This window comes from Streptomyces triticirhizae, from assembly GCF_003696235.1.
In the GTDB taxonomy this organism is placed as follows: domain Bacteria; phylum Actinomycetota; class Actinomycetes; order Streptomycetales; family Streptomycetaceae; genus Streptomyces; species Streptomyces triticirhizae.
In genome coordinates, this window is record NZ_RFFJ01000088.1 from 1 (window position 1) to 24,287 (window position 24,287).

Here is a 24,287-nt window from a genome sequence, read left to right on the forward strand (position 1 = left end):
GCCCCCGGCCACCCGCGCCGCCCCTCGCCACAAGGCGGCGCGCGGGCCGGGGCGGCGCGCGGGCCGCCGTTCAAGGGCGCGGCGGCCCTCGACGTTGCCCCTCATCATCGGTCGCGTGACGCTCCGTCAGCACGCGGGGCACACGAGCCACCCCGGCGGCGCCACCCGGCTGACGGATACTCAGCTCGCCTGCTCGGCCGCCAACCGCACGCCGTCCAGGGCCCGTTGGGCCTCGTCGTGGTGCACGCCCGGGTCGCCCGGCCAGCCCAGGGTGTGCAGGGCGAGATCGGCGATGCGGCGCGGCTGGTCCGGGAAGCCCTGCCCGTCGGCGCGGAGGTTGGGCAGCGTCTCGGTCAGCCGGAAGACGGTGTCGTCGGCCGGGTCGGGCCGGTAGTGGCCCGGGCCCTGCGGGGGCAGCGCGTCGAGCACCGCCTGGGAGAGCGCGCGGTACCGCAGCCGGAGGGCGTCCCGCTGCCGGTGGAAGCGTGCGAAGCGTTCGGTGCGCACCTCGGGCAGCAGATAGAGGATGCCGAGGTTCCAGGGGCTGGTCCACAGCTGGCCCGCGTCGGCCAGGCAGAGCGCGTAGAGCCGCACCGGCGCGGTCAGCGGCAGCGGGTCCAGCGCGTCGGCGATGGCCAGCGGTGCGGTGACCGTGCCGCTGAGCAGGGCCTCCAGGATGTCGTCCTTGGTGCGGAAGTGGTGGTAGAGGGAGGGTTGGCGCATCCCGACGGCCTCCGCGATCCGCCGCGTCGAGGTCGCCGCGTAGCCCCGGGTGGTGAACAACTCGCCCGCCGCGTCGAGGACTTCCTCCCTGGGCGTCAGGCCGGGCCGCCGTCTGGTCGCGAGCCGGGGTCGCCCCGGGACACTGGTGCCGCTCACTCCACCAGGATGCCAGGGGCGACCCGCCGGCCGTTCAGCGGGCCGGCGCCAGACCGGCATCGGCGGCCGCCGGCGCGGCCTCCTCCGTTGGCTGGGCCTCGGCCCTGGGCGCGGGCGCCGGCTCGAACGCGGCGACCGTCAGGTAGGCGAGCAGCGAGGCGCCCGCCGCGAGGAAGGTCGACCAGCCGTCGATGGAGGCGCTCAGCCAGTCGTTGGAGACATGGAGCAGCGTGTTCTCGGTGCCGTAGATGGTCGGGGTGAACACGAAGCACACCAACCGCACCGCGATGCCCACCACGATGGCCGCCCCGGCGGCCCTGGCCCCGCCGCGCCGCCAGAACGTTCCGAGAATGAACGGCGCGATCAGGCTGGCGAGCAGCAGGTCGAAGGTCAGGGTCAGCAGGATGCCCGTCTGCGGCACCCGGAGCGCGACCACGGTGGCGGCCAGCGCGATGGGCGGCATCACCAGCCGGGTGGCGCGCAGCACCCTCGGGGTCATCACCTCGGCGCCGTCGTCGACCCGCAGCACGTCGCGCACCACCACCGATGAGGTGGCCAGCAGGATGCCGCCGATGGTGGTGAGGCTGGCGGCCAGCAGGCCGGAGATCACCAACACCGCGAGCCAGGTGGGCGCGTGGTCGCCGAGCAGGACATAGAGGATGGGTCCGTCGGCCGCCCGGTCGCCCACCACGGAGACGGCGGCCAGCGCGACGAAGGAGAGCGGCAGGCAGAACACCACGATGCCGGCCGAGGCACTGAGCGCGGCGGTGCGGGCGTCGCGGGGGCCGCGCGCGGAGAAGATGCGCTGTGTCAGGTCGATGGCCACCAGGTTGCCCAGGCCGAGCGCGATCAGCGTGGCCCAGTTGATGGCCGCGCCGTGCTCGGTCGAGGTCAGCTGCTCCAGGTCGCCGGGGCCGAGGCCCTCGGGGACGCTGAATCCGTGGCTGGTCGCCATCCAGATCGTCAGCGCCGCGATGCCCACGGTGTTGAGGGCGAACTGGGCGAGCCCCGTGGACAGTCCGGCGAACATGCCGCCGAAGAGGGTGTAGAGCACGGCGAGGGGGATGGTGAGCCAGATGCCGGTGGCGTAGCTCAGGCCGCTGAAGTGCTCGAAGAGGAAGCCGATGGCGACCAGGTTGCCGGCCAGCAGGATCGCGAAGCTGCCGACGGTCAGCGCGGAGGCCGCCAGCCGGGTGCCGTGGCCGAAGCGCCGCTGGAAGAACTCGGGCAGGGTGACCGCGCCGCTGGCGCGGATGCGGCGGGCGAAGAAGAGGCCGAGCAGCAGCAGACACAGGGCCAGGCCCAACGGCAGCGCCGCGCCGGCCCAGAAGCCGAAGCCGGCCGCGAGATCGGCGTTGCCGAGCGTCGCGTTGGAGTCGACGGCCTGGGAGACGAGCAGGGTCGCCACCATCGCGGCGGGCAGACTCCGGCCCGCCACAAGGTAGTTGGTGGAGTCGCCGCGCACCCGGCGGGCGGAGAGCAGTCCGATCGCCGCGATGAGCGCCATGCAGACACCGACGCCGACAATGATCATGTGGACACTCCTGTCGGGGAGTTGGGGAGAGGGTTGGAACGGAGCGGCCCGGCGTCGGTGTCGGGTGCGCGGTGAGGGCCGTGCGGTGCGGGTGGGTTGGCGGAGCGGGGCGGGGTCTCAGCCGGTGCCGGCGGCGGACCGGGTGCGCGCTTCCTGGCCGAAGGAGGCCAGCGGGCGGGAGCCCTCGGGCAGCGTCAGCGAGCCGGTCTCCAGGCGTTCGCGCAGATAGCGGAAGCTCTGTGCGGTCTGGGCGAAGAGGTGCTCGCCGGAGAGCAGCGGGGGCTGAGCGGGCCGTTCCGGGGTGACGAAGGCGGGCAGCGGGGCGACCGGCGTGTCGTAGTCCACGGTGAAGAAGAGCGGGAACGAGTAGCGCTCGGCCGGGACCCGGCGCACCCGGTGTGTGGTGGCGGTGAACTCGCCGTTGGTCCAGAGTTCCAGCAGGTCACCGATGTTGAGGACGAGGGCGTCCTCGACGAACGGGACGGGCAGCCAGTCGCCGGCCCGGTTCATCACCTCAAGGCCGCCCGTGGTGGGCCGCAGCAGGGTGAAGCACTCGTAGTCGGTGTGCGCGCCGATGCCGGGACGGTCCTGTGCCGAGGCGTCGAACGGGTAGTGGATCAGGCGCAGTTGGGCGGGCGGCGCGGTGACATGCCGGTCGAAGCGGTCGGGGGCCTCGCCGAGCGTCTGCGCGAAGGCGCGCAGCACCAGCCGGGCCAGCCCGAAGACCGCCTCGTAGTAGGCGGTGACCGGCTCGCGGAAGTTCGCGAGGTCCGGCCAACGGTTGGGTCCCAGCAGCGGGTTGCCCGCCCGATGGCGCGGGTCGTCGGCGGGCAGCTCGAAGGAGAGGTCGAACGCCTCCTTGTGGTCGGGTGTCCCGCCGGCGAACACCTCCTCGCCGATGGGCACATAGCCCCGGTGGTTGGTGGAGTCGCCGATGTAGCAGCGCATCTTCTCCGCGAGCGGCAGCGCGAAGAAGCGGCGGGTGGCGTCCAACAGCCGTTCGAAGACGGCCGGTTCGATGCCGTGGCCGATGAGCTGGGCGAAGCCGACGCGGCGGGCCGCGTCGCCGAGCCGCGCCACGGTGGCGGCGCGCTCGGGGTGGTCGTCGGCGAGCAGGGGGGCGATGTCGATCACCGGGATCTCGGTGAAGTCCTCGACGTCCTCGAAGTCCTCGGGCAGCATAGGGCGTTCCTCACGGTTGGTTGCGGGCGGTGTGCCAGTCGCGGCGGGTCGGGGAGCCGTCCGGCGCGTGGTCGGCGACGGTCAGCCGGCGCGGGGCGGGACCGGGCGCGGGGGCGAGATCGTGGCCGACGCGCCAGGGCAGGGTGGAGCGGGTGATCCGCCAGACCTCGCCCAGCTCGGGCGTGTTGACGACCTGACCCAGCGACAGCTCGAAGTCCACGAGCGCGCGAACCCCTCCCATGTCGCCCCGCGCGTGGTGCAGTTGCTCGGTCAGCGGGGCCGCCGGGTCGAGCACGCCCGGGGTCCGGTCGCGGAGGTAGCCGAAGCGGTCGCCCAGCCTCAGCAGCAGTCCCGGCCTGCCGTCGGCGCCGGACAGCGCCAGCCGTTCGCAGGGGCGGTCGGTCGGCTGGGGGAGGCTCAACCACCGTTCCGTGTACGGCTGGTGCACCCCGGTCTCGATCAGGGCGCCGTCGGGGGCCAGCCGGAGCCGGCCCATGTCCGGGGTTGCGCCCGGCGGTTGGAGGCTCAGCGGCCTGGTCCACTCCACCCACGCGCCGTGGTCGAGCAGTTCGCCGGCGAACGCCTCCTGCCGGGCGAGGGCCAGCGCCTCCTCGTGGTTCACCGAGTCCAAGGCCGGGGCCCGCACGCGCTGTTGGGGCGGCGGCTGGCGCAGATCGCAGTAGCCGACGTCGAGTTGCAGCCAGTGGACCTCGGTGGTGCGGTCCTGCGGGGCGTCGGGCCAGGCGATCCAGCCGCGCCGCCAGAGCCGGCGGCGCAGCCGCTCCATGCCCACCGACCCCTGCGCCGTGTGGAGTAGACGGGCGGTCATGCGCTGGTCCCGGCGAGTTCCTCGGCGTGTTCCTCGGCGGGGGCGAGGACGACCAGGGCGTCGCCGGCCGCGACCTGGGAGCCGGCGCCCACCACGACCTCGCTGACCACCCCGTCGGCGGGCGCGGTCACCAGGGTCTCCATCTTCATCGCCTCCAGCGCCAGCAACGGCTGTCCCGCCGTGACCCGTTGACCCCGGGCGACGTCCACCCGCCAGACGTTGGAGACGAACGGCGCGTCCACCCGCTGCCCGCCCTCGGGCACCACCAGCTCCTCGGCCGGCGGGGGAACGGCGGCCGACTCGGCCCGCCTGGCCCGGTCGAACTCGCCGGCCGCCTCCCAGCGGGCCCGTTCCCGGCCGAACGCCGTGGACTGGCGCTCCCGGAACGCGGCGATGGACCCGGCGTTCTCGGCGAGGAACCGCTGGTGCTCGGCGAGCGAGAACGTGCCCTCCTCGATGTCGAGTCGGGCCCGGCCGGCCGCCATGTCGGCCCGCAGCTCCAGGAGTTCGTCCGCGCTCACCGGGTACCAGGAGATCCGGTCGAAGAACCGCAGCAGCCACGGCGTGCCGGGCGCGAACGGCGGGGTGCGCCGGTAGCGGCTCCACACCTGGGTGGTGCGGCCGACGAACTGGTAGCCGCCGGGCCCCTCCATTCCGTAGACGCAGAGGTAGGCGCCGCCGATGCCCACGGAGTTCTCGGCCGTCCAGGTGCGGGCCGGGTTGTACTTGGTGGTGACCAGCCGGTGGCGCGGGTCCAGCGGGGTGGCCACCGGCGCGCCCAGATACACGTCCCCCAGGCCCAGTACGAGGTACTCGGCGGCAAAGACGATGTCCAGCACGTCCTCCACCCGCTCCAGGCCGTTGACCCGGCGGATGAACTCGATGTTCCACGGACACCAGGGGGCGTCGTCCCGCACGCCCGTCATATAGCGCTCGATGGCCTCCCGGGTCGCCGGGTCGTCCCAGCTGAGCGGGAGCCGCACCCGGCGGCTGGGCACCACCAGCTCGGAGGTGGCGGGCAGCTCCTCCTCGATCCCGGTGAGCAGGTCCAACAGCGTTCCATGTGGCAGGAGTTGGGGATCGGTGTGGATCTGGAGCGAGCGGATGCCGGGGGTGAGGTCCACGATCCCGGGAACTTCCCCGCGCTCCTTCAGAGCCTCAAGCCGGGTGTGCAGGGCGTGCACGCGGGCGCGCAGCGCCAGGTCGAGCACCATCTCGCCGTACTCGACGAGGAGATGGTCGTCGCCGCCCCGCCGGTAGGTGACCGCAGGGGCACCGTCGCGCCCGGGCCGGCGCAGCAGCACCCCGCTGTCGCCGTCGCCGCCGGTGGAGCGCACCGTGGGGCGGGCCGCGCCTCGGGCGGGGGAGAGGTCGGCCCGGTCCGGCGCGGCGGCGGCCCGCACGGGAACGAACCGCACGGTGTCGCTGGGCCGCAGCTGCCCCAGCTTCCAGCGGTCGGCGCTGACCACCGTCACCGGGCAGACGAAGCCGCCCAGGCTCGGCCCGTCGGGCCCCAGCAGGATCGGGGTGTCCCCGGTGAAGTCCAGGGCGCCCACCGCATAGGCCGTGTCGTGGATGTTGGACGGGTGCAGCCCCGCCTCGCCGCCGTCCGGGCGGGCCCAGGCGGGTTGTGGGCCCTCCAGGCGGACGCCCGTGCGGGCCGAGTTGAAGTGCACGGTGTAGGCACTGCGGTAGAGCGTCGCGATGTCCTCGCGGGTGAAGAACTCCGGCGCGCCGTGCGGCCCCTCGGTCACCGCGAGCTGCCACTCGGCGGTCAACGCCGGCCTGCGGTCGGCCGGCACCGGCCCGACGGGCGCCGAAGCGCCCGGCGCGGTCCGCAGCACGTCACCGCCGCGCAGCGCCCGACCGGCGTGCCCGCCGAAGCCGCCCAGGGTGAACGTCGAGGCACTGCCGAGGTACTCCGGAACGTCCAGGCCGCCGGCGAACAGCAGATAGGTACGCAGACCAGGCCCGGCGGCGGCACCGATGTCGAGCACTCCACCTGCGGGCACGGTGAACGGCTCCCAGAGCGGGACCTCCGCCCCGTTCACCGTCACCGGGCACGGTGTGCCCGTGACACAGACCGTGGTGGCATGGCTGAAGCTGAGCGCGGGGCCGCTCGCCGTGCACTCCAGGCCCGGCGCGCCCTCCGCGTTGCCCAGCGCCGCGTTGCCCAGCCGGAAGGACAGGTCGTCCATCGGGCCGCTCGGCGGCACCCCCACCTGCCAGAGTCCGATCCGGCCCGGCGCGTCCTGGACGGTGGTCAGCAGCCCCGGGCGGGTCACCGTGATCCGGGGCGTGGGGTCGTCGACGCCGGCCAGCGTCGCGGTGTCATGGTCCGCCGAACGCACCACGGGATGGCGGGTGAGCGCCGCGAGCAGCCCCAGGTTGACCTCGATGCCGTGCACGGCGGTCTCCGCGAGGGCCTCGCCCAGCCGGTCAAGGGCCGCGTCCCGGTCGGGCCCCGAGGCGATCACCTTGGCCAGCAGCGGGTCGTAGGCCGTGGACACCTCGGTGCCCGACTCGACCCAGCCATCCACCCGGACGCCGGGCCCCGAGGGCAGGACCACCGAGGTCAACAGGCCGGCGCTGGGCTGGAAGTCACGCGCGGGGTCCTCCGCGTAGAGGCGCGCCTCCACCGCGTGGCCGCGCACCGGCACCGCACCCAGCGGCTGCCCGGGGGCCAGAAACGGGCCCAGCACGTCGTGTTCGCCGCGCGCCAGACGCAGCATCCAGGCCACCAGGTCGACGCCGGTGACCTCCTCGGTGACCGGGTGCTCCACCTGGAGGCGCGCGTTGACCTCCAGAAAGGATGCCTCCTGGCGGCGCGGGTCATAGACGAACTCGACCGTCCCCGCGCCCCGGTAGGCCACCGAGGCGGCCAGCGCCCGGGCCGAGGCGTGCAGCCGCTCCCGCAGCTCGTCGGGCAGGCCGGGCGCCGGTGCCTCCTCCAGTACCTTCTGGTGGCGCCGCTGGAGGGAACAGTCCCGGTCGCCCAGCGAGACCACCCGACCGGTTCCGTCGCCGAAGATCTGCACCTCCACATGGCGGGCCCGCTCCACATAGCGCTCGGCGAAGACCCCGGCGGCGCTGAAGCTGGTCTCGGCCAGCCGGCTGACGGCCGCGTACTGCTCGCGCACCTCGGCCGCGTCCCGGCAGACCCGCATCCCGATCCCGCCGCCGCCCCCGGTGGCCTTGAGGATCACCGGGTAGCCGATCCCCTTGGCCGCCGCGACCGCCGACGCCGCGTCGGCCAGCAGCCCGCTGCCAGGGAAGACCGGCACGCCTGCGGCGACGGCCGCCTCCCTCGCGGTGTGCTTGGTGCCGAAGACCGTGAGCTGTGCGGGAGTTGGGCCGACGAAGACCATCCCGGCCGCCGCCACGGCTGAGGCGAACGCCGCGTCCTCGGAGAGGAACCCGTACCCGGGATGGATCGCCCCGGCCCCGGTGGCCGTCGCCGCCTCCAGCACCGCGTCCGCGCGCAGATAGCTCTCCTGGGCCGGCGCCGGGCCCAACCGCACGGCCTCGTCGGCGAGATGAACGTGCGCGGCGCCCCGGTCGGCGTCCGAGAACACCGCGACGGTGCGCAGCCCCAACGCGCGAGCGGAACGGATGATCCGGCAGGCGATCTCGCCCCGGTTGGCAACCAACACCGTGTCAAAGCTCATGCGGACACCGCCTGTTGGGACGGGCGGGTGATGACCATCCGCACCGGGGTCGGGTCGAACGCGTTGCAGGGGTTGTTGATCTGCGGGCAGTTGGAGACCAGCACCAGCGTGTCGACCTCGGCGCGCAGCGCGACCCGCTTGCCCGGCGCGGAGAGGCCGTCCACGATGCCCAGCGCGCCGTCGGGGTCGACGGGCACGTTCATGAACCAGTTGATGTTCGAGGCCAGATCGCGCGCCGTCAGCCCGTGCCGGGCGCCCTCGCGCAGGAAGTTCTCCACGCATCCGTGCTGGTGGCGGGTGTGCTGGCCGTAGCGCAGGGTGTTGGACTCCTTGGAGCAGGCGCCGCCCAGCGTGTCGTGCGCCCCGACCTCGTCGGCCACCACCGTCATCAGCGGCTGGCCGGTGTCGGCCCGCAGCACCGAGCCGGTGGTCAGCAGGATGCCGCCCTGCGCGCGGATCGTCTCCGGCGCCGAGTAGCGCACGGAGGTGTCGTCGGCCGCGTACAGCAGGCAGTCCACGGCCTGGTTGCCGGCCAGGTCCACGATGGTCAGCACGTCGCCGGCGGCGACCACCGCCGACCACGGCGCCCTGGCCGCCACCGTCTCGTCGCCGATGACCAGCCCCGGCACCAACGCCGGTGTCTCGTCGAGGAGTTGACCCGTCGTGTTCATCGTGTCCCCCTGGCGAGCAGATCGGCCTCGGTGTTGGCGACGGCCTGGCGGTGCTCCGGCCCCAGCGGGCCGACCAACTCCCCGGCGGTCAGCGCCGCGAGCTGCTCCTCGGCGCGCCAGGCGCGCACCTCAAGCGGCGAACAGCTGAACTCCGGCCTGGGATCGAGGGGATGAGCCGTGTTGGCCAGCAGCACCACCGTGTCCAGATGGGTCAGCAGCTCGACGGAACGGCCAGGGCCGGCCGAGCCGAGGAAGTCGAACCTGCCCGCCGCGTTGACCCGTACCCCCTGGAAGAACGAGACGGACGGCGGGATATCACGGACCGTCAGCCCGTGCTTGAGCGCGCCCAGGGTGAACAGCTCCCGCCCGGCGGGCGAGTCGGACTCCGGCGCGGAGGCGCCGTAGCGGGCGTCGTTGCCGGCCGCCGTGCTGGTCCCGGTCAACGCGTCGTGGTGGCCCTCGGCCGTGTCGGCCACCACGGTGGCCAGAACCCGCCCGAAGCCGCTGAGCAGCGGATGCCCGGTGCTCGGGTACGCCTGCCAGGGCACCTTGACGGTGTCGGCGACATTCAGCCGCTCCCACGGGGCGTCCGCCCGGTAGAGCAGCAGATGCGCGCAGGCGTCACCGGCCGGGTCGGTCAGCCGCAGCCGGGTGCCGCGCGCCAGCACGGCGGTGGTGTAGCCGCCGGGCGCCACCGTCTCGGCCCAGGTGAACTCGGAGGGCAACGGCCCTTCCACGCCCGGCACCTGGGGCGCCTCGTGCGGTGGAACGTACCGGGTGAACGGCGCGCCGCGCCCGTGCTGGGCCCGGGCATGGGCCCTGGCCCCGGCGGTGGTGGCGGTGCCGGCAGCGGCTCCGCCTGGCTCGGATGTCACATCCACTCCCGCGATGGAGGTTTCTATCGACTGATCCGAAAGGGTTCCGGCGAACGGTTTCGGCCAGTGCCTCCGCTGTGAGAACAGCGTGTTGCGGGGCGGGGCGTGATGTTTCTATCGAGTGACCGGAAGCGGTGTTCCGGGACGGGGACGGGACGGCCCGGGACCCTGCGGGCGCGACGGCCGCGCGCCCGCGCTCACGCCTCGGCGTGCGCGGTGAGCCGCGCGCGTCCGGCGGCGTTCAGCGCCCCGCGCGCGGCGTTCAGCGCAGCGAGCGCGGGGTGCCGTACTGGATCGCGCGGGTCGGGAGGACGACCCGGCGCGGCGGGGTGTCGCGCGCCCCGCCGCGCAGCCGGTCGAGGAGCAACCGCCCGGCCTCGCTGCCGAGTTCGTCGCTGTCGTAGGACTGCACTGACAGCGGCAGCCCCAGCATGTCGGCCAGTTCGAAGTCGTCGAACCCGGCGAGCGCGGTCGTCAGCCCGGCCCGGCTCACCGCGCGGAACGCGCCGATCGTGTTGCGGTTGTTGGAGCAGAACAGCGCTGTCGGCGGCTCGGCGAGCGCCAGCAGTTCGCCGGCGGCCGCCTCCGCCGCCGCCACGTCAACCGGCCCCTGCCGGACATACCGTTCGTCCGCCGCGACGCCGGCGGCGGCCAGCGTCTCCCGGTAGCCGCGCAGCCGTTCCACGCTGGTGTGCACCGACGCCGGCGGCCCGAGGAAGCCGATCCTGCGGTGGCCGAGGGCCAGCAGCCGCTCGGTCGCGTCCCTGGCGCCGCCGTGGTCGTCCACCAGCACATGGTCGGCCGGAAAGCCCACCGGCGGGCGGCTGGCGCAGACCACGGGAACGCCCTGCGCCGCCGCCTGCGCCAGATGCCGCTGGTCCCCGCCGGCCGGCACCACCACGATGCCGTCGACCCGGCGGCCCACCAGGTCGGCGACCAGGTCCCGTTCGTGCTCCACGCTCTGCCGGGTGTTCCCTATCACCGTCTTCAGCCCGTGCGGGCCGACGACGCTGTCCACGCCGAGCGCGAGCCGTGAGTAGAACGGGTTCGCCAGGTTGGTCACCACCAGGCCGACGAGACCGCTGCCGCGCCCGAGCCGCAGGCTGCGAGCGACGGTGTTGGGCCGGTAGCCCAGCTCCGCGACCGAGGCCAGGACCCGTTCCCTGGTGGCCGCCGAGACGCGGCTGTCCTCCCGCAGGACCCGGGTGACGGTCATCGCGCTCACCCCGGCCCGCTGGGCGACGTCCCGCAACGTGGGCCGTGCGCCAGGGGAGTTGGCCGCATCCGGCATGGGTCCCGCCGTCCTTTCTCGCGCGGCCGGGTCAGTCCCCGCCCGCGACCAGGGCCGCCCCCAGCAGGGGCGCGTCCGCGTCACGCTCGCTGGTGGTGATGGTAACCACCGGGGCGACCGGACCCAGACCCGCGCGCAGCGCCGGCCCCAGCAGGTCCCAGGACCCCACCATCGAGCCGCCCACCACCAGGCCCGTGGCCCCGAACGCGGTCAGCCAGGGCGCCAACGCCCGTCCCAGCGCGCCGAACGCGTCCGCCAGCAGCCGGCCGGCGCGTTCCTCACCGGCCCTGGCCCGCTCGGCGATGGCCCGCACGTCCAGGGTCGGTTCGCCGTAACGGGCCAGCAGCGCGCGGCGGGAGACGGTCTCCTCCAACGGCCGGCCGTCGATGGTCAGCAGGTCGGCCCGGCCCTCGGGCGGCACCGTCGGGCCCGAGGTGACGGGCGTGCCGTCGGCGAGGAACGCCGAGCCCACGCCGGTGCCCAGGGTGATCCCGACGCACCGCCGGTGGCGCCTGGCCGCGCCCGCGTGCCACTCGCCGATGAGGAAGGAGTGCGCATCATTGACGAACGTCACCCGGCCCGGCGGTCCGGGGAGCGCGGCGGTCAGCGCGCGGCCCACGTCCACCCCGCGCAGGCTGTCGAACTTGCCCACGCCCGTGAACTCGCCCACGCCACGGGCGTAGTCGAACGGCCCTGGAATCGCCACGCCCCATGGCGCGCCGGGCGGCACCGGCGTCCGACGGGCGAGCGCCGCCGCGCAGCCGGCGACCGCCGCCAGGATCTCCCCGCCCGTGCCCCGCCCGTCGAGCGGGGCACGGCGCCGGTCGGCGACCCGGGCGGCCGCCGGCTCGACCAGGGCCGCCGTCACATGGGTGCCGCCGATGTCGAGCACCGGAACCAGCGGGCGGTCGTCCACCGCGCGGGGGCTCACCGGACCAGCGCCTTCACCACCCGCGCCCCGCCCGCCGCCGGCCGCAGCCGGTAGGCGCCCACGGCCGCCGGCACGGTCAACGTCTCGGCGCGCGCCAGCGAATGCGTCTCCCCGGCCTCGGTGATGACGGTCACCCCTTCCCCGTCCACCACGTTGAGCACATGGAAGCGGCCCGCCGTGTCGTCCTCGGCGACCGCGCCGTCCTCCAGGGCCAGCCGCCGCACCTCGTAGAACATCTCGTCCAGCGCGCCCAGCAGCTCCTCGCGCCAACCGGGGCCCTCGCGGAGCGTGCGCGGCCCGGGCACCAGCTCGGCGCCGACCCGCGCGCCGCGCCGCTCGAACTCCAGGTTGGCCAGGCCGTGTTCATAGGGGAGCGGGCGCGGGCGGCCGTTGGCGTCGGGCCGGAGCCAGTCGTAGAACCGCAGGCTGTAGAGGTAGGGCGTGGCGCTGATCTCCAGCACCACATTGCCGGCGCCGCTGGCGTGCGGGGTGCCCGCCGGGATCATGAACAGCTGCCCCTCATCGGCGGGGAACGTCAGCACATGGTCCTCGGGCCGCATCGGGACCCCGTCCTCGGCCGCCCGCTCGACCTCCTTGCGGAACCGTTCGACGTCGAAGTCCTCCCGCACGCCCAGGAAGACCCGTCCCTCACCCGAGCCGTGCGTCAGGTAGTAGGTCTCGTGCTGGGTGTAGTGCCAGCCGAACCGCTCCCGCATGTAGCCGTCGCGCGGGTGGCAGTGCACCGACAGGTCGCCGCCGTCCAGGGTGTCCAGGTAGTCGAAGCGGATGGGGAACGAGGTGCCGAACCGCTCGTGCGCCTCCGCGCCCAGCATCTCCAACGGGTGCCGCACGCACAGCAGTTGGAACGGCAGCTCGACCTCGTTCCCTGGTCCGGAGCCGACCAGCACCCCCGACTCGGGCGCGATCAGCTCGTACCCCAGCGCGGTGTTGCGCGCCTCGGGCCGGAAGCCCAGCTCGCGCTGGGCCCAGTGTCCGCCCCACGGCGTCGAGTTGAAGTACGGCCTGGTGCGCACCGGGCGGCGGGCCAGCGTCGCGAGGGTGGCGCGCAGCCCCTCGCCGTCCAGCCAGCTGGGCGCGTCCGGCGACTGGACGTCCAGCCAGCCGTCGATCCGGTCCACCAGCGCGTCCCGGTGCCGGTCCAGCATCGGCCAGTCGACGTAGAACAGCCGCCGGAGATCGGCCGGTTCGCCCGCCGGCAGCCCCAGGTGCGCGCCGTCGCCCGCGCCGACGGCCGCCTCCGCGTACCGCTTCGGGAGGTCCACGTACCACAGCACGTCGTGCGCGACCTCGGCCGCGCCGGGCCCGAACACCAGCACCGGCCCGTCGCCCCCGCCCGTTGCCCCGGCCGGCACCTCGTCGAAGAGGTCGCGGACCGTGGCCTCGGCCAGGCGCGGGAAGTACGGGTCGTCGGCCTCCCGCGGAACGGTGCGCTCCCGCACCACCCCCGGCGGCGCGTAGTGCGCGCGCACGTCCAGGAGGGTCACCGTCCGCCCGGCGGAGCGGAGTTCGGCGGCGAGGCGGTCGGCCAGCGCCGACCAGTCGACGGTGGGCGGGCCGTCCAGGGCGACCACCGCCGCCCGGTCGGGCAGCCGGTCGCTCACCGCGCGCCAGCCGGTGACCAGGTGGGCCGTCGGGGCCGGGGAGTAGCGCGGATCGAGGCGGTACACAGTCTCTCCTAGGAAGCTCCTGGGGGCCGGCCGGGCCGGCCGGCCCCACGCGTGGTGGTGCGGTGTGGTTCGGGTCAGGCGGGTCGCAGCAGCACGCCGACGGTGCCCAACGTCGGCACGGGAACGGCCAGGTGACCGTCCGCTTCGGGTGTCAGCTCCTCGGTCGCCTCGCCGAGGTAGCTGGCGAGATATGCCTCGGCGACCGGGAACAGCGGCCGCAGCGGGCAGGTGAGCGGGCTCTCGGCGAACGACTGGAGCCGCAGCAGCACCGCGCCGTCCGGCTCGGTGACCGCGCCCACCAACCGCACGCGCGGCTCGTCGAGTTGGACGAAGCCGAGGGTGGCGACGGCCGCCTCGTCCGAGGCGTCGGCGCGCGCCCGCACCGGGTGCGGCGGCCGGCTGGTGGCGGCGGCCGTGCGCGGCCCCAGGTCGGCGGCCGAAGCCGTCGGGGCGCACGCCACGCTGTAGCGGAACGGCAGGTCGAACGCCTGCGCGCTGGGGAAGTTGGTGTCCCAGAGGTTGTTGTGAATCCAGGAGAACACCGTCGCCGGCTCGTCCTCCTCCAGCGTCTTCGGGAACGGCGCGTAGGGCAGCGCGATGTTGCCGAACTGCACCAGCGGCGCGTCCTGCGTGGACCAGGCGACGGTCAACTCCTCGTCGGCCAGCGTCACCCAGCGCCGCACCGCCCGCATGTGCCGCGCCGAACCCGGCACCACCGGCAGCCCGTTGCCGGTCAGCCCGCCGGACGCCTCCATCCGCACCCGGGGCTCAACGAGGGCGAAGGGGAACGCGAAGTACGCGGACTCCTTGCCCAACGTGGCGTCCTTGTCCACGGTGTTGACGATGTCCAGCCGGGCCACCCCGTGCGGCAGGGTCAGCGTGGTGCGCACCGCGCGGGCCCCGGCCGGGCGCGTCTCGTAGACCAACACCTCGGCGACCGCCATCGTCTGACGGTCGATCAGCGCGGCGGGCGGCGCCACCGCGCGCGAGCCCAGATGTTCGAGACGGTCCGACGCCGTGGTGCGACTGGAGTTGTGGTTGAACGCACCCGCCGTGGTGTAGCTGTCGTGGAGATAGCCGTTGAAGCCCACCACCGCGTCCTGGTCGACCAGTTCACGCCCGGTGCCCTTGTCCACGATCGACGCCACGCAGGCTCGCGCCAGGTCCACGGTCACCCGCAGCGCCTCGTTCTCCAGCACCGTCGCGTCCGGCCTGGCCAGCGCCCTGGCGGCGGTGGTCGCCGGGTCCTCGCGGTCGGTGCCGCCGGTCGGGTTCCAGCCGGTCGCCGACTTGAGCGTCCCGGCCTCATCGCCGCCCTCGGCCGTCTCGGCGAGCGCCACCACGTCCAGCCGCACCGAGCCGGCCGGCGGCAGCTCGTCGACCCGCGCCAGCAGGAAGCGCCCGGCGTCCCGGTGGGTGTCGTTGACCTGCGGCCGCTCCTGGTGCGCCAGCCGCCGCCCGGTGCGGGCGTCCCGCACCTCGACGGGCCGCTCCAGCGGCACCGTCGACTCCGCCAGGAACAGCTCGACGACCTCCGTCCTGGCGAACGAACACGTGTTGACCACGTGGAACGCGGCGGCCACCCCGGTGGGCGGCGCCAGCCGCTGCCCGAGTCTGGCGCCCGCCCGGTTCAGCAGCGCCCGGCCCTCGTCGTGGCCGCGCCTGGCCTGCCCGTACTTCCAGTGCCACTGGTCCTCGCCGGAGTGCCCGTGGTCGTGGCCGTGGGTCCACGGGTCGCCAGCGCCCCAGGTGTGCTCGTCGAAGAGCGAGACCGCCTCGTAGACGGGCGCCGCGCCCTCGGTGTCGTCGGCGGCCTCGGCCGCGCCCAGCAGCCCGGCGAAGGTGGCCAGCGTCTGGGCGTCGGCCACCTCGCCCTGCGCGGTCCGCGCCAGCGACAGCGGCATGGCGCCGGAGCCGACGCCGTCCACCCACCAGTCGGTCCAGTCGCCCTCGAAGGTCTGGATCTGCCCGTCGAGCCGGGACTCGGCGTCGGCGAAGAAGTCCTCGTTCCTCGACAGCCGCAGCTTCGGGTACTCCCAGGTCTCGTTCCAACGCCGCACCGTCTCGGCGATGATCCGGCGCGGCGGCGCGTTGTCCCCGAACTTCCCCTGGACGCGCAGGTGGAGCACGTCCCACGGGTAGGGCTCGCGGCTGATCGTCTCGCGGTCCATGGCCCAGCCGAAGACGCCGCCGGGGTAGGGGTAGGGGTTGCTGGCGAGCGAGGTCAGATACGCCGGCAGCAGGTCGTCCACGCTGCGGTAGTCGGTGTCGAAGCCGAGCAGCGGGCCCTCCATGTAGGCCAGCCCGTGCGGGGTGTCGGTCATCCACACCAGCAGCTCGCGCCCGCTCGGCGCGCGCCAGCGGAAGAGGCGCGGCAGGTGCTCGCCGCCGACCAGGTGGGGCACCGAGCGGCCGGCCCAGTTGTGCGCCACCGACAGATAGCGCACCCCCGCCGATGAGAGGGCATCGATCATGCCGACCACATGGCCCGGCACGTCGGTCTGCATCGCGGAGGTGAACCCGACCCCGTACCGCTTCGACACCTGACGGGACAGCCGCAGCAGCTCGTGCAGCTCGTCGGTGGAACAGGTCTCGCTGTGCAGGTTGAACGGCATGGCCGTCAGCTCGATCCGGCCCTGCCGCACCCGGCGGACGAACTCGTCCACCTGCTCGGCCGGCCGCGCCTCGGCCCACTGCCGGAACGACCACAGCGACTCCACGCACCAGCGGAACCGCGATTCCTCAGGCCAGTCATCGGTCTGTCCCGTCAGCTCCAGGCAGGAGTCGAGGAACGACAGGTGCTCCGCCAACACCCGGCCCTGCGGGTCGGTGTAGCCGATGTCCAGGTGCGAGTGGTGGATCAGATGGATGGTCCACCGCCGCTGCGGGGTCAGGGTGACCTCGACCCCCTCCGCCCCCTCGCCCGCGTCGGCCCGGCTCACGGTGAGCCGCTCGGCGGAGTCCACGGCCGGCACCAGCAGCCGCACCGAGCCGCCCGGGCCCGGCTCCCGTTCGACGGGCAGCGCGGTGCCGCTCGCGGTCCGCACCGCCAGCGGGCCCAGGTCGACGGCGCCGGCGACGGGCGCCACGCGCAGCGACTGGCGCAGCCCGCCGTCGTTCCCCCGCTTCAGTAGGGGCTCCTGGGTCAGCCGCACGGGGACGCCGCCGAGGACGCCCTCGGCCGACACCACCATCGCCCGCAGGCTCTCGCGTATCCGGTCGTTGTCCCACGCGGTGGCGCGGACCAGGGCACGGGTGGTCATGGGTTTCCCTCCAGGGAACGGTGCGGATCGGTTGGATCGGACGGTGGGAACGGCACGGTGCGGCGATCAACGGACGGAGATGACAACGGAGTCGCTCCTAACGCGCGCTGGCGGTGATGCCGCGCAGGAACAGCCCGCGGAAGGCCAGGAAGACCAGCAGCGTCGGCACCGAGACGATCAGCGCCCCGGCGAGGATCACCGGCGGCCCCGAGGACGCGTAGGCGCTGTTGAGCGAGGTGAGCGCCGCCATCACCGGCTGGACCTCCGGGCTGCGGCTGAGCGTGATCCCGAAGAGCAGGTCGTTCCAGACGGCGGAGAACTGGAAGATGAACGCCGCGCCCAACCCCGGGAGCAGCAGCGGCACATGGATCTGCCAGAACAGCCGCCGGAACGTCGCGCCGTCCAGCATCGCCGCCTCGGTCACCTCGGGCGGCAGCGTGGCCATCTGGTTGCGGACGAGGAAGAACGCGAACGGCACCGCCCAGGCCGCGTAGATCAGCATGAGTCCCAGGCGGGAGTCATAGAGGTTGGCGTCGGCGTAGAGGCCGAACAGCGGCGCGAGGAACATCTGGAGCGGGAAGATCGTGCCGGAGTAGATCACCCAGAACCACAGCGTGGGCTTGGGCACCGGCAGCACCACCACGGCGAACGCCGCCATCGCGGCCACCACCACCCCGGCCGCGCCGCAGACCACCGCGTAGAACAGCGAGTTGAGGAAGCTGTCGCCGATCGCGGCGTCCTGCCAGGCGGTGCGGAGGTTCTCCCAGAGCGCCAGGTCGCGCGGCAGCCAGCTGGGCTCGCCCGGATATGCGGCGGCCGGGATCATCGCGTTGACCACCAGCAGATACAGCGGCACCAGCCACAGCAGGCCGCAGGCCAGCATCAGCACGGTGCGCGGGGAGGGAATCCTGTTCATCGTCGGTCCGCCCTTCAGTCCCGAGCCGAGGTCGGCATCTGCCGGCGCAGATAGAGCCAGGCGGAGGCGATCACGATCACCGTCAACACCAGCGCGATCGCCGAGCCGTAGCCGACGTGGAAGAGGCGGAACGTCTCCCGGTACATGGTCAGCGCCAGCGTCTCCGAGGAGCGCGAGGGCCCGCCCTTGGTGAGAATCCAGATCATGTCGAACGCCTTGAGGCTGTTGACGATCGCCATCCCGACCACCACCACGGTCACCGCCCGCAGTTGGGGGAACGTGATGTGCCGGAACAGCCGCCAGCCCGAGGCGCCGTCCAGCGCCGCGGCCTCCAGGGTCTCGCGGGGGATGGCCCGCAGCCCGATGGCGAAGAGCACCACGTTGAGCCCGGTGCCCTGCCACGTGCTGGCCACGATCATCGCGATGGTGTTGTGCGGCCACTCCAACAGCCAGGGATGGGCGAGGGAGTCGAGACCGACCGCCCGCAGCACCTGGTTGACCGCGCCGTCGCTGGTCAGCATGAAGTTCCACAGCACCGCCGTGGCCGCGCCCGAGATCGCGTAGGGCAGCACCACCAGCAGTTGCACCACCCCGCCCAGACGCATCCGGTAGGTCGCCACGGCGATCAGCAGGCCGAGCAGCACCGGCAGCAGCAGCGTGCCCACCACCCACATCAGGGTGTTCAGCAGCGAGCGGGAGAAGATCGGGTCGTCGGCGAGCCGCGCGTAGTTGTCCAGGCCGACGAAGCTCCGCTCGAAGCCGTTGTCCTCGAACAGGCTGCCGTAGACGCTGCGCAGGAACGGATAGACCAGCAGCACCCCGACCAGCGCCAGCGCCGGCAGCAGCCAGGGCACGGCGGTCAGCGGCCCGCCCAGCGAACGGCCGTGCGACGAGGGAGAGTTGGCGGAACGCAGCGGCACCCGTGAGCGGCGCCCCGGGGCGGAGGCGCGCGGCGCGCGCAGGGTCTGACTCATGACTGCTCCGCCTCCCGCCAGACCTGCCAGGCGTCCTCGGCGCGCTCCTGCATGGTGGCGAGCGTGGAGCGGGCCGAGGAGGGGTTGAGCAGGAAGCCGGCCAGATCGTCCACGGTGGCCTCGACCAACTCCGGTGGCCCCAGCTCCCAGAAGCGGTTGAGCATCGTCAACTCCCGTTCCCTGGCGGTGCGGACGATGCCCTCCACCATCGGATTGGCCGCCGCCACCCGGGGGTTGGGCGAGCCGTCCTGGAGCGTGGAACTGAAGGCGCCCGCCACCTCGGGGCGCAGCCAGGCCGCCGCCGCCTCCAACGCCTCGGCGCGGTCGGGGCCCTTGACGGTGCAGACCAGCGCGCTGGACTCGAAGATCATGCAGGGGGCCGCGTCGGGGTTGGCCATCGGCAGAACGAACGCGTCGATGTTGCCGCCCGGTTCGCCGCCTGCGGTCATGAGGTTCGCGGTCATGAAGGTGCCGCCGGGCATCATGCCCAGGGTGCCGTGCACCACGGAGGCGGCGGCGTCCGTGTGGTTGGTGTCCAACTCGGTGAACCAGTCGTTCTCGGCGAACTCGGCGATGGTGGTCAACGCCCGCTCGGCGCGCGGGTCGGTATAGTCCTCGCGCCCGTTCATCAGGCCCAGATAGAAGTCCGGGTCCTGTCGGCTGAGTACCTCCATGAACCAGATGAACGCCGGCCAGCGGCCGTCCGTGGTGGCGTGCAGCGGGGTGATTCCGGCGGCCTTGAACGTGGCGCAGGCGTTCAGGAACTCGTCCCAGGTGGTGGGCGGCGTGAGCCCCAGCTCGGCGAAGACCTCGGTGTTGTAGAAGAAGACCCAGTAGGTCAGGTTCATCGGCAGCCCGTAGACCCGGTCCCGGTAGGTGAACGCCGTCCGCAGCGAGGGGTCGACCCAGCCGGCGGACTCGGCCTCCTCCCAGGCGTCGGTCAGCTCCTCGATGCCCCCGGTGCGCGCGAGGTCCTGGAGGCGGTAGCCGGACCAGTACTTGAGCATGTCGGGCGTCTTCCGGGTGCGCAGCGAGGACTTCACCACCTGCTCGAAGGACTCCAGCGAGGGGATCACCTCCGGCACCAGCTCGATCCCGGCGGCCGAGCGCATCGCGCGCCCGGCCTCGGCGAGCGGCTCGCGCCAGTCGGCGTTGTCGCCGTGCAGGGCGACCTTTCCGGCCGGCTGGCTCATCGCCGAGCCACAGGCGGTGGCCAGCACGCCGGCCGTCGCGGCGATCAACAGAGAACGTCGGGCCATGGGCGGGGGAGAGAGGGAGGGATGGCGGCTTCCTGGCATGGCGGCTCCCGGCAACAAGAGTGTTATCGTTAACACACGTCGAGCAGCTTGGTGCCGTCGAAGGGCGGGTGTCAAGAGTGGTGCATCAGATGACTTCTGGTGATTTCCCGTGATTGTTCATGACTCACGGTGACCTTCGGCCGGCCCGCACACGCCCGAGGGGCGGCGCCGCCCGGGCCTGAACCTGGGTGGCGCCGCCCCTCAAGGGCGCGCTGTCTCTGTGGTGTTGACCGAGCGTCAGCCCAGCGACCGGTTCAACCGCGCGTTCTCCAAGGTCTGTTGGGCCTCACGCAGCATCTCCCGGCTGAGCGCCGGCCCGTCCGGGCCGCAGAGCGCGGCGTCCAGGTAGCGGACGACGGCCGCGTCGGCCGGGTGCGGGTTGAGCGATCCGTCGGACGCTATCGTCTGGTAGTGCGTCAGGTTGTAGCCCACGGCGGCCTGTTGACTGCCGTCCTCGCTGGAGAACGCCAGCGTGCTGGCCCCCCAGGCGACCCCGTCATGCCCCCAGAAGGTGTCGCAGGAGAGGGTGATCGGGTACAGCCCCAGGCCGTAGGCGCCATACGGCTGGCCGTTGGCGTCATGGCCCATGGGAACCGTCTCGAACATCTCAGCCAGCTGCTCCTCGGCAAGCAAATCCCCGCCGAAGAGCGCCTGTTGGAAGAGGTTGAGGTCGGTCATGGTGGAGACCAGGGCCCCTGCGGTGGAGGCCCAGGACATGTCGTACTCGGTGTAGTCACCGGGCGGGTCCTGGGTGCCGTGCAGCGGGTCGTAGAGCCGGGCGTGCGGGGTGGGCAGCTCGGGGGAGTCAGGGAAGAAGGTGTCGGTCAGCCCGGCCGCCTCGATCACGTGCTCCGTGATGTACTCCTCCGCCGACACCCCGGTCACCTCGCGCAACAGCAGCCCGGCGAGAACATAGTTGGTGTTGGAGTAGGAGTAACGCTGGCCCGGCGTGCCGGTGGCCGGCGCCGACAGCCCCATCTCCACCAGCTCCTCCGGGGCCAGCTCCCGGTAACGGTGCTCCTCCAGGCTCTCCGGCGACAGCTGGCGCAGGGAGGGGAAGGCGACGGAGACGTAGTCCCCGATGCCGCTGGTGTGGTTGAGCAGCATCCGTACCGTGACGGTGTCGGCCAGCGCCTCCGGCAGGGTGCCGGCAGGCAGGTGGTCGGCCGCCGGGGCGTCCAACTCCACGGTGCCCTCGGCCACCTGCTGGAGCACGGCGACCGAGACGAAGGTCTTGGTGACGCTGGCGATGCGGTGGTAGGAGTCGGCCTCGGCCGGGGCCTCGTCAGTCAGGTCGGCGACGCCGGCGGCGCCGGTCCACTGGCCGGAGTCGTCCAGTGCGGCGCCATAGGCGCCCGGCGCCCCGGCGGCGGGTATCGCCGCCAGCGCGCCGTCCAACGCCGGTGAGGCGGGGGCCGGTTCGGCCTGGGCGATGGCGGGAACGGTCAGGGCGCCCAGGCAGAGCGCGGCCGAGGCGGCGCCCGCCGTCCAGGCCGCGCGCTTCGGTCGTCGGGAGGAGGCCGTCACGCCTGCTCCTCTCTCGTGTCGGTTTCGTGTCGGTGGCTTCGCGTGCGGAGCGCGTCCATTCTGCCCAGCTCACGCCGCGATCGGCGTCGTTCGGGCGCGGGATTCGTCCCGGCCGGGCCCGTTCGTCCCCGCCCGCCGCCGTGCTCTTGGCAGCGGCGGCCGGCTGTGTCACCCTCCTTGGCGTGACGGCCCTCCCGTGGCTCGGCCTCTACCGACGCCTGCACGTCGACCTGCTGCGCGTCTGCGGTGCCCTCTGTCCCGGCCGGTGAACCAACTCCCGTTCCCCGACCGTTCGTTCGCCGCCCCGCCGGCAGTGGAGGAAGTCACCGATGAGCACGGAACCGCACGCCCCCGAGCACGACCACCAGGACGACGGCCACCACGGCCATGACGCGCACGACCACCACGACGGGCACGGCGCCCACGACGCGCACCACGGGCACGCCGACCCCACCCTCTACCGCTCCCCGGCCGAGGCCGTCGCCGCGCCGCCCGAGCCGTTGGCCTATGTCGTGGGCTTCGACCGTTCCGGGGAGACGCCCGACGCCCTCTTCACCGTGGACACCGACCCCGCATCCGAGACCTACGGGCAGGTGGTGGGGGAGACCCGACTGAGCACGCTGGGCGACGAGTTGCACCACTTCGGCTGGAACGCCTGCTCCAGCGCCCTGGCCCACGCCGGCCACCACAGCCCCGAGCGCCGCTATCTGCTGCTGCCGGGCCTGCGTTCCTCCCGGCTGCACGTCTACGACACCCAACCCGACCCGGTGAAGCCCCGGTTGGTGAAGGTCGTCGAGCCGGCCGAACTCGCCGAGCGCGCCGGCTACTCCCGCCCCCACACCCTGCACTGCGGCCCCGACGGTGTCTTCCTCTCCTGCCTGGGCGGCGCCAACGGCGACGAAGGCCCGGGCGGCGTCGCGCTGTTGGACCACGAGAGCTTCGAGGTGCTGCGCGCCTGGGAGACCGAACGCGGCCCGCAGTACCTCGCCTACGACGTGTGGTGGCACCTCAACAGTGGCATCGCGGTCACCAGCGAGTGGGGCACCCCCGGCATGGTGGAGAACGGCATCAACCCCGAGCTGCTGCTGGGCCGTTCCTATGGCCACGCGCTGCACTTCTGGGACCTGGCCACCGGCCGCCACCGACAGCGGATCGACCTCGGCGACCAGCACCAGATGGCACTGGAGCTGCGCCCGGCGCACGACCCGGAGGCGACCTGGGGCTTCGTGGGCGTGGTGGTCAACGTGGAGGACCTCTCCGCCTCGGTGTGGATCTGGTACCGGGACGGCGAGGAGTTCGCCGTGCGGAAGGTGATCACCCTGCCGGCCCAGCCGGCCGAGGTCGACCAACTCCCGCCCGCCCTCCGCCCGTTCGGCGCCGTTCCGCCGCTGGTCACCGACCTCAACCTGAGCGTGGACGACCGGTGGCTCTACGTCTCGGCCTGGGGCACCGGCGAGCTGCGCCAGTACGACGTGTCCGACCCGTTCCAGCCCCGGCACACCGCGACCGTGCGGCTGGGCGGGATCACGGCGCGGGCCGCGCACCCGGCGGCGCCGGACGTGCCGCTGAGCGGCGGGCCGCAGATGGTGGAGGTCAGCCGCGACGGGCGGCGGGTCTATCTGACCAACTCGCTCTACGGCTCCTGGGACGACCAGTTCTACCCCGACGGCGTCGGCTCCTGGCTGGCCAAGCTGGACGCGGACCCCGAACGCGGCGGCCTCACCCCCGACGTGCGGTTCTTCCCCCGCGACGAGGCGTTCTCCGGCCTGCGCGTCCACCAGACCCACCTCGCGGGCGGCGACGCGTCCTCGGACTCCTACTGCTACCGCTGAGCGGGCAGCCGCGCGGCCGGGGGCCGCGCGGCTGGTCGGGGCGGGGGGCGCGGAGCGCCGCCGGGCGCCGCCTGCCCCGCTAGGCTTTGCTTCGGGAGAGGGGAGGCACGTCGATGCGTTGTTGCGGAGCAGCGACCACACGGGCTGCGATGACCCTCAAAGGTAAAGTAAGTAAAATCCGCCTCCACCGCCGATAAACCCGCAGGTCACGAACTCTCCTCCCCGCACGCGCGGGGATGTTCCCCGTGGTTTTCGGAGGCCCGGCAGGCTGCTCTGCTCCTCCCCGCACGCGCGGGGAGTAGAGGAGCTGACCTGGGTTTTTATCGGCGGGATGGGCGGTTTCTACTTACTTTCACGGAAACCGGCATCATGGACAAAAACCCTTCCCGGTGGGCCCAACTGCCTGCCGCTAGCCACGATATCGGGGTGGGTGCGGGGTTTGTCCGCGGGTCGGTGGCCGGTGCGGGTCAGCCCGACTGGTCGTTTGTTGGTCGACGAGACGCGCCACGAGGGTTGGGGTTGTGGCGCGGGCTACGACGCGCGGCTTACATGGCGCACGACCAGCCGGGTGCGGGCGTAACGAATGCTGGCAGGAGGCTGGCTGGGAAGGGGGGGCGCGGCTTCCGGGAGGTGGAGTTCGTTGCCGCCAGGGTGGGTGGGTGATGGCGGTGCGTGCCGCACGGGCGCGGTCCCCGCGCCGAGTTCGGGGGACGGCCGGCCGGTGGGGGCGTGCGTAGCGCGCACCGGCTTCGCCGGCCTGCCCCGGCATGTCGCCCGTCTCGGACGTGACCGATCGTCGGACGACTGACGGGGCCGGTGACGGTCCGCTGTTGGGTGGCTCGGTGGGTGGGGGGTTCGATCAACGACCACGCTGCCGCGCGAACAACGCCTGCCGTCTTGGTAGTCCGCGCGCCGTCGACTCCCGAAGG

Annotated in this window: 16 protein-coding genes; 1 reads left to right on the forward strand and 15 read right to left on the reverse strand. The window is 73.1% G+C overall.

Annotation, left to right across the window (positions count from 1 at the left end; translation table 11 throughout):
• Positions 1 to 180 precede the first annotated feature (180 nt).
• The 15 genes from EBN88_RS16515 to EBN88_RS16585 form a co-directional block, all read right to left on the reverse strand.
• Positions 181 to 879, reverse strand: a complete 699-nt coding sequence (locus EBN88_RS16515) for a TetR/AcrR family transcriptional regulator (RefSeq protein WP_233580729.1) — start codon at positions 877 to 879, stop codon at positions 181 to 183.
• 34 nt (positions 880 to 913) lie between these two features.
• A complete protein-coding gene (locus EBN88_RS16520; RefSeq protein WP_122184653.1) occupies positions 914 to 2,413 on the reverse strand; it encodes a sodium:solute symporter family transporter in 1,500 nt (499 codons plus the stop codon).
• 117 nt (positions 2,414 to 2,530) lie between these two features.
• The gene (locus EBN88_RS16525) at positions 2,531 to 3,595 is read right to left on the reverse strand and encodes an isopenicillin N synthase family dioxygenase (protein WP_122184654.1); all 1,065 of its coding nucleotides are present in this window, start codon (positions 3,593 to 3,595) and stop codon (positions 2,531 to 2,533) included.
• Between the two features lie 10 nt (positions 3,596 to 3,605).
• Positions 3,606 to 4,424, reverse strand: a complete 819-nt coding sequence (locus tag EBN88_RS16530; RefSeq protein WP_122184655.1) for a hypothetical protein — start codon at positions 4,422 to 4,424, stop codon at positions 3,606 to 3,608.
• Positions 4,421 to 8,092 carry an urea carboxylase gene (gene uca, locus EBN88_RS16535; RefSeq protein WP_122184656.1) on the reverse strand — a complete coding sequence of 1,224 codons (3,672 nt, stop codon included), beginning with the start codon at positions 8,090 to 8,092 and terminating at the stop codon, positions 4,421 to 4,423. Before uca ends, EBN88_RS16530 begins: the two co-directional genes overlap by 4 nt.
• Positions 8,089 to 8,763, reverse strand: coding sequence for an urea amidolyase associated protein UAAP2 (locus EBN88_RS16540; RefSeq protein ID WP_122184657.1), 675 nt, complete (start codon positions 8,761 to 8,763; stop codon positions 8,089 to 8,091). Before EBN88_RS16540 ends, uca begins: the two co-directional genes overlap by 4 nt.
• On the reverse strand, positions 8,760 to 9,638 hold the full coding sequence (locus EBN88_RS16545; protein ID WP_199742388.1) for an urea amidolyase associated protein UAAP1: 879 nt from the start codon (positions 9,636 to 9,638) through the stop codon (positions 8,760 to 8,762). Before EBN88_RS16545 ends, EBN88_RS16540 begins: the two co-directional genes overlap by 4 nt.
• A 262-nt stretch (positions 9,639 to 9,900) precedes the next feature.
• Positions 9,901 to 10,929, reverse strand: a complete 1,029-nt coding sequence (locus EBN88_RS16550; RefSeq protein WP_122184659.1) for a LacI family DNA-binding transcriptional regulator — start codon at positions 10,927 to 10,929, stop codon at positions 9,901 to 9,903.
• Positions 10,930 to 10,960: 31 nt separating this feature from the next.
• Positions 10,961 to 11,830 carry an ROK family protein gene (locus EBN88_RS16555; protein ID WP_122184667.1) on the reverse strand — a complete coding sequence of 290 codons (870 nt, stop codon included), beginning with the start codon at positions 11,828 to 11,830 and terminating at the stop codon, positions 10,961 to 10,963.
• Between the two features lie 26 nt (positions 11,831 to 11,856).
• A complete protein-coding gene (locus EBN88_RS16560) occupies positions 11,857 to 13,548 on the reverse strand; it encodes a class I mannose-6-phosphate isomerase (protein ID WP_122184660.1) in 1,692 nt (563 codons plus the stop codon).
• 74 nt (positions 13,549 to 13,622) lie between these two features.
• Positions 13,623 to 16,811: a glycoside hydrolase family 38 N-terminal domain-containing protein gene (locus tag EBN88_RS16565; RefSeq protein ID WP_122184661.1), complete on the reverse strand. Its 3,189-nt coding sequence runs from the start codon at positions 16,809 to 16,811 to the stop codon at positions 13,623 to 13,625.
• 97 nt (positions 16,812 to 16,908) lie between these two features.
• A complete protein-coding gene (locus EBN88_RS16570) occupies positions 16,909 to 17,727 on the reverse strand; it encodes a carbohydrate ABC transporter permease (protein WP_122184662.1) in 819 nt (272 codons plus the stop codon).
• Between the two features lie 14 nt (positions 17,728 to 17,741).
• A complete protein-coding gene (locus tag EBN88_RS16575) occupies positions 17,742 to 18,701 on the reverse strand; it encodes a carbohydrate ABC transporter permease (RefSeq protein ID WP_122184663.1) in 960 nt (319 codons plus the stop codon).
• Entirely contained in the window at positions 18,698 to 19,960 is a 1,263-nt protein-coding gene (locus EBN88_RS16580) for an ABC transporter substrate-binding protein (protein WP_233580730.1), read from the reverse strand. The genes EBN88_RS16575 and EBN88_RS16580 overlap by 4 nt, the downstream gene beginning before the upstream one ends.
• A gap of 276 nt (positions 19,961 to 20,236) precedes the next feature.
• Positions 20,237 to 21,526: a serine hydrolase domain-containing protein gene (locus EBN88_RS16585; protein WP_122184665.1), complete on the reverse strand. Its 1,290-nt coding sequence runs from the start codon at positions 21,524 to 21,526 to the stop codon at positions 20,237 to 20,239.
• Between the two features lie 329 nt (positions 21,527 to 21,855).
• Here EBN88_RS16585 and EBN88_RS16590 point away from each other — a divergent pair, with 329 nt between their 5' ends.
• Positions 21,856 to 23,358: a selenium-binding protein SBP56-related protein gene (locus tag EBN88_RS16590; protein ID WP_122184666.1), complete on the forward strand. Its 1,503-nt coding sequence runs from the start codon at positions 21,856 to 21,858 to the stop codon at positions 23,356 to 23,358.
• The last annotated feature ends 929 nt before the right edge of the window (positions 23,359 to 24,287 follow it).